This window comes from Streptomyces bacillaris, from assembly GCF_003268675.1.
Taxonomy (GTDB): domain Bacteria; phylum Actinomycetota; class Actinomycetes; order Streptomycetales; family Streptomycetaceae; genus Streptomyces; species Streptomyces bacillaris.
The window spans coordinates 6,726,184-6,738,840 of sequence record NZ_CP029378.1 but is presented as its reverse complement, the minus strand read 5'-3'; the positions used below and the strand labels follow the sequence as shown (position 1 = coordinate 6,738,840).

General features: G+C 74.0%; 8 protein-coding genes. 1 reads left to right on the top strand and 7 read right to left on the bottom strand.

Annotated features, from left to right (window positions below):
• Positions 1-881: 881 nt before the first annotated feature.
• A complete protein-coding gene (locus DJ476_RS29385) occupies positions 882-1,088 on the bottom strand; it encodes a hypothetical protein (RefSeq protein WP_018490464.1) in 207 nt (68 codons plus the stop codon).
• Between the two features lie 594 nt (positions 1,089-1,682).
• On the opposite strand from DJ476_RS29385, the gene DJ476_RS29380 reads away from it, so the two are divergent.
• A complete protein-coding gene (locus tag DJ476_RS29380; RefSeq protein WP_112491919.1) occupies positions 1,683-3,044 on the top strand; it encodes a serine/threonine-protein kinase in 1,362 nt (453 codons plus the stop codon).
• A gap of 72 nt (positions 3,045-3,116) precedes the next feature.
• On the opposite strand, the gene DJ476_RS29375 is transcribed toward DJ476_RS29380, so the two are convergent.
• The 6 genes from DJ476_RS29375 to DJ476_RS29350 form a co-directional block, all read right to left on the bottom strand.
• A complete protein-coding gene (locus DJ476_RS29375) occupies positions 3,117-3,935 on the bottom strand; it encodes a TrmH family RNA methyltransferase (RefSeq protein WP_053561961.1) in 819 nt (272 codons plus the stop codon).
• Between the two features lie 96 nt (positions 3,936-4,031).
• Positions 4,032-5,378 carry a uroporphyrinogen-III C-methyltransferase gene (gene cobA, locus DJ476_RS29370; RefSeq protein ID WP_181006527.1) on the bottom strand — a complete coding sequence of 449 codons (1,347 nt, stop codon included), beginning with the start codon at positions 5,376-5,378 and terminating at the stop codon, positions 4,032-4,034.
• Positions 5,379-5,643: 265 nt separating this feature from the next.
• Positions 5,644-9,237 carry a nicotinate-nucleotide--dimethylbenzimidazole phosphoribosyltransferase gene (cobT, locus tag DJ476_RS29365; RefSeq protein WP_112491918.1) on the bottom strand — a complete coding sequence of 1,198 codons (3,594 nt, stop codon included), beginning with the start codon at positions 9,235-9,237 and terminating at the stop codon, positions 5,644-5,646.
• Positions 9,238-9,571: 334 nt separating this feature from the next.
• On the bottom strand, positions 9,572-10,819 hold the full coding sequence (gene cbiE, locus DJ476_RS29360) for a precorrin-6y C5,15-methyltransferase (decarboxylating) subunit CbiE (RefSeq protein WP_070204821.1): 1,248 nt from the start codon (positions 10,817-10,819) through the stop codon (positions 9,572-9,574).
• Between the two features lie 145 nt (positions 10,820-10,964).
• The gene (locus DJ476_RS29355) at positions 10,965-11,612 is read right to left on the bottom strand and encodes a GNAT family N-acetyltransferase (RefSeq protein WP_103418334.1); all 648 of its coding nucleotides are present in this window, start codon (positions 11,610-11,612) and stop codon (positions 10,965-10,967) included.
• Between the two features lie 140 nt (positions 11,613-11,752).
• Positions 11,753-12,619 (bottom strand): MetQ/NlpA family ABC transporter substrate-binding protein, encoded by an 867-nt coding sequence (locus tag DJ476_RS29350; protein ID WP_103418335.1) that lies wholly within the window; start codon positions 12,617-12,619, stop codon positions 11,753-11,755.
• Positions 12,620-12,657 lie beyond the last annotated feature (38 nt).

Below are 12,657 nucleotides of genomic sequence, written 5' to 3'. Positions count from 1 at the left end.
GCTGCTGGAGCCGGAGCGTGGGCGGGGGTCGGCGGGTGCGGGACCGAGGGGTCCGTAGCCGATGAGCGCCGGACCTGCGGCTCCGGGACCGGAGGGTGCGGGAGCGGCGAGTGCGGGGCTGGTGGCTCGGACACCGCCGGGGCCAAGGGCTCAGGGGCCGGAGGCGGGAGGGCGAGGCCGAGGGCGGGCGGTTCGGCGGACACGGGCTCACGGGCCGGGCCGTCGGAGGGCGACGGAGCAGGGGCCGGGGGCTCCGGGGCCGCTGCCCCGGGAGCGGTCGGTCCGGGGGACGGGGGTTCGCGGTCGTCTGAGGTCGAGGGCGAGGTGGTACGCAACAGTTCCCCCGGCGTCGGTCGGGCCCGGCCCTGCCGCCGGTCACCGGTCGAGCGTACGCCGCAGGTGGGGCGGAGGCCGGTAGAGGCGCCGGGTGAGGTGGGGTGATGTGCGTTACGGGCCGGGGGGGCGGCCCGTGCCAGTGCGGGCCGCCCGACGGGGAGAAGCGGGACCGCCTGGCGGGAGGCGCAGTGCCACCCGGCTGGGAGAAGCAGAGCTACCCGGCGGGAGACGCGGAGCCGCTCGGCGGGCAGAAACGGGGCTACCCGGCGGGAGACGCAGAGCCGCCCAGTGGGAAGACGCGGGACTGCCCGGCCGGAGACGCGGGACTGCCCGGCCGGAGACGCGGGACTGCCCGGCGGGCGACGCAGAGCCGCCCGGCGGGCAGAACGGGGCTGTCCGGCGGGCGGAACGGGGCCGGACAGCGCGATGTCCGGTCAGCTCCCCAGCTGACCGGACAAACGCTGCCGTCCGCCGCACCCCCGTCCCCACGGGGCTGTTGGCCCGATACCCGGGTCCGGACCGCTCTTCCGGACCCTGGGCGCCGCTCAGCGCCCCAGCATCACCGCCACGGACGACGCCTGTGTGACCACCGCGTCCCAGCCGCCGAAGACGACCGCGAGCAGGGCCGCCAGGGGAAGGACCATGGCCGTCGCCACCAAGGGGTGGCGCGTGCCGGACGGGCGGGCGCCGAACGCGGCGTAGGCCTTGCGTCCCTGCGTGCGGATCATGGTCCGCGTTGCCGTGTCCGACATGGTTCCTCTCCTGACCTGATGGGGAGCGACGGGCGTGTGACCTCGGGGGACGAGTGCTGCGCCCGCCGCTTGACCTCAACATTAGGTATCCGGTGGGCACGGGGCGTCATGCCCGCGTACCTAATCCCGGGCCTCCCGGAGGATGAGCCGTCACCCGTCCGCGTACTCCCCTGGGTGGAGACGGTCCACCCCGCCTTGGGGTCATCCCGGAGGGGACGCAGAGGGGACCCCACCCCCGGGGAGGCTTCCGACGGGTGACTTCACTCACTCCGGGCACCCTCCTTCGGAGGGTGCGTTGCGCTCCGCAGCGCTCTCCTGGAGCCGTCGTCGTGGACGTACGGCCGATGCCCTCACCCTCCTGGACCGACCCGTACCAGCCATCATGGCTTGATCCAACACCCCTTGTTCGAAAGGCTCTTGCCGCTCCTCTCGGGCCGACGGGCCCGGAACCGCCGCTCCCTGACCGGCCTTCACCTCTCCCACCGGGCACGGACAATCGAATCCCCGGCGAGGGCGCGGCCTCTGAGCGCACCGGGCGCGGGGTACGTAAGCTGTGCCTCGTCAGGCGGACCAGGCAGCGGGGATGGGCAGACGATGGCGATGATGCGGCTCCGGCGCGAGGACCCGCGTCTCGTCGGCTCGTTCCGGCTGCACCGACGGCTCGGCGCGGGCGGCATGGGCGTGGTCTACCTCGGCTCCGACCGGCGCGGCCAGCGGGTGGCGCTCAAGGTGATCCGGCCCGACCTGGCGGAGGACCAGGAGTTCCGTTCGCGGTTCGCCCGCGAGGTGTCGGCGGCGCGGCGAATCCGCGGTGGCTGTACGGCCCGGCTGGTCGCCGCCGATCTGGAGGCGGACCGCCCGTGGTTCGCGACGCAGTACGTCCCCGGCCCCTCGCTCCACGACAAGGTGGCCGAGGAGGGCCCCCTGTCCGCCGCCGAGGTGGCCTCGATCGGGGCTGCGCTCTCCGAGGGCCTGGTCGCGGTGCACGAGGCCGGGGTGGTCCACCGGGACCTGAAGCCGTCGAACATCCTGCTCTCCCCCAGGGGCCCCCGCATCATCGACTTCGGCATCGCCTGGGCGACCGGGGCCAGCACGCTGACCCATGTCGGTACGGCGGTGGGGTCGCCCGGCTTCCTCGCGCCCGAGCAGGTCCGGGGCGCGGCGGTGACCCCCGCGACGGACGTCTTCTCGCTCGGCGCCACCCTGGCGTACGCGGCGATGGCCGACTCCCCCTTCGGGCACGGCAGTTCCGAGGTGATGCTCTACCGCGTGGTGCACGAGGAGGCGCAGCTCCACGGGGTGCACGACGCGCTGGCCCCCCTGATCCGCGCCTGCCTGGCCAAGGACCCGGAGGAGCGGCCGAGCACGCTCCAACTCTCCATGCGGCTCAAGGAGATCGCGGCGCGCGAGGCGCAGGGCCTCCACGAGGGTCGGCCGCCGGTCCAGCGCTCGGCCCAGGACGCGGACCGGCCCACCGGCCGTCTCGACGGCCCGTACACCGAGCAGCAGACCCGCCGCGCCGAAGGCCCCTCCTCGGCCGGCCGCCCGCAGCAGGGCCGCCGCCCCGGCCCCTCGCGTTCGGGGGCGTCGCGCACCGGTGGGTCCCGGCCGCAGCGGCCGCGCGGCACCACGGGTTCCGGGAAGCGGCCGGGCAGCACGACCAACGGACGGCCGGGGACCCGGCCCGGGGCCCGTACCACGTCGGCGGGACGCCGTCCGGCCAATCCCCGGCTGCTGCGCCAGCGGCTGGTGGTCTTCGTGGTGGTGACGCTGCTCGTGGCCCTCGGGATCGCGGCGGCCCAGGGATGTCAGGGACCGGCGCGCGGGCTGGGCGACGGCGGGAGCGGGAGCGGGCAGGCCGTCAGCGTGTCGCAGAAGCAGGAGCAGAAGCAGGAGCGCGCGCCGGAGCAGGTGCTGACGCGGGTGCAGGCGTCGGTGCCCGCTCAGGGGGCGTAGGGAGAGCGAGCGCCTGCGTCCGGGGTGGGGTCGTCGTAGCGAGGGCCCCGGCGCACGCCCCGTACCGCCGTCTCAGCTCTCCGGGCGGCCCGTCGCCACCGCGTAGAAGGCCACCGCGGCCGCCGCACCGACGTTCAGCGAGTCGACGCCGTGCGCCATCGGGATGCGGACCCACTCGTCGGCCGCCATCAGCGCCTTCGTGGAGAGCCCCTCGCCCTCCGCGCCCAGCATCAGCGCCACCCGCTCCAGCCGGTGCGGGGCCGCCTCGTCGATGCTGGTGGCCTTGGCGTCGGGGGTGAGCGCGAGGAGCCGGAAGCCCGCTTCCCGTACGGTCTCCAGCCCCTTGGGCCAGGCTTCGAGACGTGCGTACGGGACGGAGAAGACCGCGCCCATCGAGACCTTGACCGAGCGGCGGTAGAGCGGGTCCGCGCAGTCCGGGGAGAGCAGGACGGCGTCCATGCCGAGGGCCGCCGCGCTGCGGAAGATCGCACCGATGTTGGTGTGGTCGTTGACCGACTCCATCACCACCACCCGGCGGGCGGTGGTGAGGAGTTCCTCGGCGGTGGGCAGCGGCTTGCGCTGCATGGAGGCGAGCGCCCCCCGGTGGACGTGGTAGCCGGTGACGCGTTCGGCCAGCTCGGGGGCGACCGCGTACACCGGGGCCGGGACCTCGTCGATGACGTCCCGCATGACGTCGACCCACTTGGCGGAGAGCAGCATCGAGCGCATCTCGTACCCGGCGTGCCGGGCGCGCCTGATGACCTTCTCGCCCTCCGCGATGAAGAGGCCCTCGGCGGGCTCGCGGCGTCTCCGCAGCTCGACGTCGGTCAGGCCGATGTAGTCGCTCAGGCGCGGGTCGTCGGGGTCGTCGACGGTGATGAGATCTGCCACAGGGTGATACTGCCTTGTCCGGTCTGCGGTGCCAACGCCCGGGATGGGACGCGTAACCGCGGGTTACTTGGTGAGGCCGAATTCATCCGGCGGACTTCAGTCGGCCGACGGGGCGTCCAGCTGGGGTGCCGAGTCCGGGCCTACCGCGACGACGTCCCCGATGACGATCACGGCGGGCGGGCGCACGTCCTCGGCGACCGCTCGCTCCCCGACGTCCGCGAGGGTCGCGTCCACCCGGCGCTGGGCCGCGGTGGTGCCCTCCTGGACCAGGGCGACCGGGGTGGCCGGGTCCTTGCCGTGGGCGATCAGGGCGGCGGCGATGGCGCCGATCTTGTCGACCGCCATCAGCAGGACGAGAGTGCCGCGCAGCCGGGCGATGGCCGCCCAGTCGACCAGCGAGCGCGGGTCCTCGGGGGCGACATGGCCGCTGACCACGGTGAACTCATGGGCCACCCCCCGGTGGGTGACCGGGATACCGGCCGCTCCGGGGACCGAGATGGTGCTGGAGATCCCGGGGACGACCGTGCAGGGGATGCCCTCGGCGGCGAGCGCCTGGGCCTCCTCCATGCCCCGGCCGAAGACGAACGGGTCGCCGCCCTTCAGCCGGACGACGGCCTTGCCCGCCTTGGCGTGCTCGATCAGCGCCTGGTTGATCGCCTCCTGGGCCATGAACCGCCCGTACGGGATCTTCGCCGCGTCGATCACCTCGACGTGCGGCGGGAGTTCGTCGAGCAGGTCACGGGGGCCGAGGCGGTCCGCGATGACCACGTCGGCCTCGGCGAGGAGGCGGCGGCCGCGCACCGTGATCAGGTCCGGGTCGCCGGGGCCGCCGCCGACCAGGGCCACGCCGGGAGTCCGGGTGCGGTGGTGCGGGGCGGCGAGGGTGCCGTCGCGCAGGCCCTCGACGATGGCGTCGCGGATGGCGGCGGAGTGGCGGGGGTCGCGGCCCTGGGAGGTGGTGGTGAGGACGGCGACCGTCACGTTCTCGCTGCGGCCGGTGGCCGGGGTCCAGGCGGTCGCGGCCTCGGCGTCGTCGGCCCGGACGCACCAGGTGCGGGTGCGCTCGGCCTCGGCGGATGCGGCGTCGTTCGCGGCGGTGTCGGAGGAGGCGACGAGGGCGTACCAGGTGTCCGCGAGGTCGCCGTCCTGGTAGCGGCGGCGCTCCCAGCGGATCTCACCCGCGTCCGCCATGGCCTCGACGGAGGGGGTGGCGGAGGGGGAGACCAGCGTGATGTCGGCGCCGGTGGCGATGAGCTGCGGCAGCCGGCGCTGGGCGACCTGGCCGCCGCCGATGACCACGGTGCGGCGGCCGTGGAGGCGCAGGCCTACGGGGTACGCGGGGTGGTCGGCGTTCTCGGTGCGACCGGTGCCGTCGACGCTCTCGGCGCTTTCGGCGTGACCTGCGCTCTCCGGGTGACCTGCGTGGTCTGCGTGCTCGGCCATGGCGGTGCGGGCTCCTCGGGCGGGGTGCTGCGTAGGGGCCGCTGCGGCTGTGGAGCGGCTGTGACGTGCGGAAGTGGGGGTTCCTGGGTGGGGGAAAGAATACGGGGTGGTGGGAGGTGGGGCCTGGGGGCGGGGGCCGTGAGGTGGGGCCGTGGGGGGCGGGGTGGGGGCGCCTGCGGCGAGCTGTCCCCTACCCGCCCCTTCCCGAAACCGGGGCTCCGCCCCGGACCCCGCTCCTCAGACGCCGGAGAGGCTGATCAGGCGACTACTTCTCCGTCACTCCGGCCGCGTCGAACGTCGCCACCTCGTGCATCGCCCGTGCCGCGCTCTGCACGATCGGGAGCGCCAGCAGCGCGCCCGTGCCCTCGCCCAGGCGGAGGTCCAGATCGACCAGCGGGCGCAGGCCCAGCTTGTTGAGGGCTGCCACATGGCCCGGTTCCGCGCTGCGGTGGCCCGCGATGCAGGCGGCCAGGGCCTCGGGGGCGATGGCGCGGGCGACCAGGGCCGCCGCGCCCGCGCTCACGCCGTCCAGGACCACCGGCGTACGCAGGGAGGCTCCGCCGAGGAGGAAGCCCACCATCGCCGCGTGCTCCAGGCCGCCGACCGCCGCGAGGACGCCGATCGGGTCGGCCGGGTCCGGCTGGTGGAGGTCGAGGGCCCGGCGTACGACATCGACCTTGCGGGCGTGCATCTCGTCGTTGATGCCGGTCCCCCGGCCGGTCACCTCGGAGGCGTCGATCCCGGTGTAGACGCAGATCAGCGCGGCCGACGCGGTGGTGTTGGCGATGCCCATCTCACCGGTGAGCAGCGCCTTGTTGCCCGCCGCCACCAGGTCCCGGGCGGTCTCGATGCCCACCTCGATCGCGGCGAGGACGTCCTCCCGGGTGAGGGCGGGGCCCGTGGTGAAGTCCGCGGTGCCCTTGCGCACCTTGCGCGGCAGCAGGCCCGGGGTCGCGGGCAGGTCCGTGGCGACGCCGACGTCGACGACGCAGACCTCCGCCCCGACCTGCGCGGCGAACGCGTTGCAGACCGCTCCCCCGCCCAGGAAGTTCGCCACCATCTGGGCGGTGACCTCCTGCGGCCACGCCGTGACGCCCTGGGCGTGCACCCCGTGGTCACCGGCGAAGATCGCGACGGCCGCGGGCTCCGGGATCGGCGGCGGGCACATCCGGGAGAGGCCGGAGAGCTGCGCGGAGATGATCTCCAGCATGCCGAGCGCACCGGCGGGCTTCGTCATCCGCTTCTGCCGCTCCCACGCCTCCCCGAGCGCCTTGGCGTCCAGCGGGCGGATGGCGGAGATGGTCTCCTGGAGCAGGTCGTGCGGCTCCTCGCCGGGCAGCGCACGCCGGCCGTACGTCTCCTCGTGGACGACCCAGGAGAGCGGGCGGCGCTTGGACCAGCCCGCCTGCATCAGCTCGGGCTCCTCGGGGAACTCGTCGACGTAACCGACGCAGAGGTACGCGACCACTTCCAGGTGCTCCGGCAGGCCGAGCGCGCGGACCATCTCCCGCTCGTCGAAGAAGCTGACCCAGCCGACGCCGAGCCCCTCGGCGCGGGCGGCCAGCCACAGGTTCTCCACGGCCAGCGCCGAGGAGTAGGGGGCCATCTGCGGCTGCGTGTGGCGGCCGAGGGTGTGCCGGCCGCCCCGGGTCGGGTCGGCGGTGACGACGATGTTGACCGGGGTGTCGAGGATCGCCTCGATCTTCAGTTCCTTGAACTGCTTGGCCCGGCCCTTGGGGAGCGACTTGGCGTAGGCGTCCCGCTGGCGCTGGGCCAGTTCGTGCATCGAACGGCGGGTCTCGGCGGACCGGATGACAACGAAGTCCCAGGGCTGCGAGTGACCCACGCTCGGCGCGGTGTGGGCCGCCTCCAGCACCCGGAGCAGGACCTCGTGCGGGATGGGGTCGCTGCGGAAGCCGTTGCGGATGTCCCGGCGCTCGCGCATCACCCGCAGCACCGCCTCACGCTCGGCGTCGTCGTAGCCGGGGGCAGGCGGGGTGAAGGGCTCTTCGGGGGCCGCCTCGGCCACCGGCTGCCCTACCGGCTCCTCGTCCAGCTCCGGGGTCTCGATGACCTCGGGGCCCGTCCCGTCCTCGGTTTCGGGCTCCGGCGCCGGAACCGGGGTGGTGGCAGCCGGGGGCGGAGTCGGCTGTACGGGCTCCGTCGGCGCCTCGGTTGCCTGCGCCTCTTCCGGTGCCACCTCTTCCGGAGCTGCCTCTTCCGGAGCTGTCGCTTCCGGTGCCTCATCGGGCTGCGGGGCGGGCTCGGCGGCAGCCGTCTGTACGACGACGGGGGCGACGGGGGCGACGGGGGCCTGAGCCTCCTCCACGGGCTCCACGGGCGCCACCGCCTCCGTGGACTCCACGGCCTGAGGGGCGGCCGTGGCCACGGTGGCTGCCTCGGGCTCCGCGCTCTCTTCGGCCGCCGAGGCCGGGGACTCCGGAACTACCGCGTCCGCCGGGACGGACTGCGCCTCGGGCGTCTCCACCGGTGCCTCGGCGGGCAGCCCGGCCGGAACCGCCGCCTCTGCCGGGGTCTCGGCGGCGGGCGCCTCGGGGACGACCGTTTCTGCCGGGGCCGTTTCCGCCGGGGCGGCTTCCTCCGGGGCCGTCTGCTGCACCGGCTCGGGCTCGGCCACAGCCTCAGACTGAACCTCCGCCTCAGGCTCGACGACCGGCTCCTCCAGCTGCTGCTCCACCTCCACCGGCTGCTCCGGCTCGGCAGGAGCGGCTGCCTCCGGCTCGACCGCCTCGGGCTCCACCGGAACCTCCGGCTGGACCGGCCCGGCAGGCGCTTCGGCCTCGACCGACTGCTGAGCGACGGGCTCCAGCTCCACCTCGGCCTCCGGCTCCACCTCGACCTCAGGCTGAGCCTCCACGACCGGCACCGGCGCCGGCTCCACGGACTCCACCGGAGCCGCAGCCTCCGGCCCGGCCTGCGCCTGCGGCTGCTGCGGCGGCGGGCCCCACGGGGCCCCGCCCTGCGGCGGGATCTCGCCCAACTGCGGCCCCGGCAGCACCGGAGCCTCCTCGGTCAGGACCTCGGCCGGGGCGGCGAAGGAGTCAGGGGCGGTCACCGACGGGCTCGCGTGGCGGGCGGGAGGTGCGGTCCGGACGGCTCCGGCGGGACCCCGGTCGGCCAGCGAGCGGACCACGCCGCCGCCCTGCGTACCGCCGCCGTACGACGGAGCCTCGGCCGAAACCGGACCCCGGTGCAGCGGGCGGCGGGCCGGGGCGGGAGCCTGCGCGGGGGCGCCGACCGGAGCGGCGGTCTGCGCGGGGGCGGGGGCCGGGGGCGGGATCCGTACGCCGTTGAGGTCGACGGAGCCCGTGTCACGGCCCCCTGACTCGTGCGTGCCGTGCGCCTCGGCGGGAATCCGGGCCTCCTCGCCCTGTGCGGGGACCTGCGGCTGTGCCGCGTACGGAGGCTGCTGCCCGTCAGGGAGCTGCTGCGACGGCTGCTCCGGAACGGGAGAGACGGTGGGGGCCTGCGCCTCCGGGGCGGAGACGGCCTCGGGGGCCGCCGCCACGGCCGGGTCGGCCTCCGGCGCCTGGACGGCCTCGGCCGCCGCCGTAGCAGGCACGGCCTGAGCCGCCACAGGCTGAGCAGCCTGAGGGGCGGCCGGGAAGCCCTGCGGTGCCCCAGCCGGGACCGCCTGAGCCTGGACCTGCGGCTGGACCGTCTGCGGGTCGCTCCACGCTCCCTGGGAGGCCGGCATCAGCAGGAGGTCGTCGTCCTCGGGGGCGTGCTCGGAGGGGTCGAGGAAGGTGTACGCGCCCGGGGCGGGGATGCCCGGCTGCTCCACCATGCCTGCGTTCTCCGGCAGTCCCTCGCCCGGGATCTGGCCGGTGTCAGTCATGCGTACCCCTCGCCCATCGTCAGTGCTCCTTCGGCCCTTCGCCCGGGACGCCGAACCACGGCACGCCGGTGCTCGTCATGAAGAACGAGCGGGCTCGCCGCGCGGCACGAACCGCCCGCGGACCTGGTCCTATTCTCGCGGTCGTTCGCCACCGTGACAGGCAGTTCTGCCACGGCTCGCTGTGGACTGCGCCACGTCGCGCGTCCCCCGGTTGCTGCCGTACCACAGAGCGGACCAAAACAGTCCACTTTTCCGGACATTGACGAACGAAGCGACGAACGTCCGGGCGCGGTACAACAATCGGCCAGCCTACCTCCCGTACCGGACGGAAAGGTCAGGGGGCGAGGTCCGAACGCCGTGCGGAGAGAAGGAACACGACGGACCGTTCACGCTCGGTCCACACCTCGGTGTCCAGGTCGACGGACTGGAGCAGCGAGCACTCGGTGGTGTAGCCGTTGCCGGTGAGCGCCGCGCCCAGGGCCTCGGCCTCGTCCCGGGTGGAGGCGTGGGTGACGATGCGTTCCGGGCGCCGGTCCACGACCGCGCGCACCACCTGGACGCCCCCTCCCCCGACCCGTACGACATCGGGTTCGGGCAGCCGTTCCAGGACCTGCGGGGCCCGGCCGCAGACGATCTGGAGGGGGACGCCGAAGGCGCGGGCGGCGGCGTCCGTACGGGAGCAGGCTCCCGGGTCGGCGTCCACCGCCAGCACGGCCGCCCCGAAGCGGGCCGCTTCGACGGCGAGGGCGCCGCTGCCGGAGCCGATGTCCCAGACCAGGTCGCCGGTGCGGGGGCCGAGGACGGCCAGCTGGGCGGCGCGCAGCTGCGGGAACTCCCCCTCGCCGGACTCCCGTACGCCTTCGGCCCCCGCCTCCCGGTAGGCCTCGGGGGGCAGGGCCCAACCCCGGATGCCGGGGGGCTGGGCGGGGCGGCGGCCTGCGATCCAGGCCGCGGGGGCGGTGGTGGCGGTCTCGGGGCCTGCGCCGCCGACGACGATGACGACGTTGGGGTCGCGCCAGGCGTGGTCGGCGGCCTTGTCGGAGGTGAGGACGGTGACGCGTTCGCGGTCGGTGCCCAGCTCCTCGCAGATCACGAAGGTGCGGTGGACGCCTTCGAGGAGCAGCGCCAGTTCGGCGGGGCCCGCGCCCGGTGAGGTGAGGACGGCGACCTTGTGGTGGGCCCGGCAGACGTTGACGGCGCGGCGCAGGGTGCGCGGGTGGGCGACGACGATCTGGGCGTCGTCCCAGGGCATTCCGGCGCGGGCGAAGGCGGTGGCGACGGCGGAGACGGCCGGGACGACCTCGACCTCCAGGCCGTGTTCGGGGGCGCGCAGGGTGCGGACGACACCGAAGAAGCCGGGGTCGCCGTCGGCGAGGACGACGGCGCTGCCGCGGTGGCCGGCGATGCGGCGGGCGGCCAGGTCGACGCTGCCGAGGCGGATGCGCTCGGCGGCCTCGGGCACTTCGGGCAGGGCGAGGTGGTGGGCGGCGCCCGCGACGAGCGTGGCGGCCGAGAGCGCGGCCGTGGCCGCCCTGGTCAGTGGCGAGCCGTCCCAGCCGATCACCGTGACCCGGTCGGCCATCGTCGTCTGTCTCCTGGGGTGTCGGAGGGAGCGAGGGGGTGCCCGTGCGCGTGCGGGGTGCAGGGTGGGCAGGGGTGACAGTACCCGGTCCGGACCGGAGCCCGGCCGGTGGCCTCGGGGAGCCCGTACCGGAGGCCCGTCGTGCTCACTTCCAGTCGTTGTACGTGCCGTAGCCCCCGGCGTCGGCCAGCTGCTCGGCGACGCCTTCGAGGTCCTCGGGGAGGAGCCCCCAGACGATCAGGTCGGTACGGATGTCGGTCCAGCCGCCGTCGGTGCCGTTCTCGGTGCGGGTCCGGGCGATCCGGGCGTTGCGCAGGACGCCCTCGCTGATGCAGCCGAGCTTCTGCGCGACCTGCTGGGCGGCGGTGTTGTCGGCGGGGGTGCGCAGTTCGAGGCGTTCGAAGCCCTGGTCGCGGAAGAGCCACTCCGCGACGGCCAGCACCGATTCGGTGGCGTACCCCTCGCCGCGCGCCCAGGGGGCGGTGATGTAGCGGACCTCGGTGGCCAGGGTGCGCCAGTCGGTGTTGAGGAGCTGGACGCTGCCGACGAGCCGCTGGGTGAGGAACTCGGTGACGGCGAGGGCGATGCCATGGCCCGAGGTGCGTTCCCCGGGGGCGATTCTGCGGACCCAGCGTTCGGCGTCGACCTGGGTGTAAGGGTGTGGTCCGTCGGTCCAGGCGACGACCGTCTCGTCGTTCATCATCTCGATGTACGCGGGGATGTCGGCCATCTCGAAGGGGCGCATCACCAACCTGTCCGTGCTGATGGAGATGGACGGAAAGGTGGTAGTCATGCGCAGCTCCATGCAGAAGACCGGTTAAAAGCACAGCATGCAGCATCGGGTGCGCGTCGCGCATGGCCGGGTCCGCACGGCGGAGCCCCGCGCCTTCCGGGGAAGGGGCGGGGCTCCGTCGGTCAAGTGCCGGTCGTGGGTCAGGACTTGGCCGGGGCGCCGAAGGAGGCGACGATCGAGCCCTGGTAGGTGTCGTCGATGAACTTCTTGACCTCGTCGGAGTTGAGGAGCTTGGCGAGCTTCTCGACGCGCGGGTCCTTCTCGTTGCCTTCCTTGACCGCCAGGAAGTTGGCGTACGGGTTGCCCTCGGCCTTCTCCAGGGCCAGGGAGTCCTTGGCCGGGGAGAGCTTGGCCTCCAGGGCGTAGTTGCCGTTGATGACGGCGGCGTCCACGTCGTTCAGGGCGCGGGGCACGGTGGCGGCCTCCAGCTCCTTGAACTCCAGGCCCTTCTTGTCGGTGATGTCGCTCAGCTTGGCGCTGGTGCCGACGCCGTCCTTGAGGGTGATCAGGCCGTTCTCGGCGAGCAGCTGGAGGGCGCGGCCGCCGTTGGTGGTGTCGTTGGGGACGGCGACGGTCTGGCCGGCCTTGATGTCCTTGATGTCCTTGAGCTTCTTGGAGTAAAGGCCCAGCGGCTCCAGGTGGACGTTGACGACCGGGACGATGGTGGTCTTGTTCTTCGCGTTGAAGTCGTCCAGGTACGGCTTGTGCTGGAAGAAGTTGGCGTCGACCTGGCCGGACTGGGTGGCGGTGTTCGGCAGGACGTAGTCCGTGAACTCCTTGACCTCCAGCTTGAGGCCCTCCTTCTCCGCCAGGTTCTTCTTGACGAAGTTCAGGATGTCGGCGTGCGGCGTCGGGGACGCGGCGACGACGAGCGCCTTGGAGGTGTCGGCCTTGGCGCCGCTCTCGCTCTTGGAGGCCGGGTCGGAGTCCGTACCGCAGGCGCTGAGCCCCAGGGCAAGGGCAGCGACGGAAGCGGCGGCTGCGGTGATCTTGATGTTCTTGCGCACGAAAAGTGCCTCTTTCTTCATGGTGGTGGTGCGCCCGG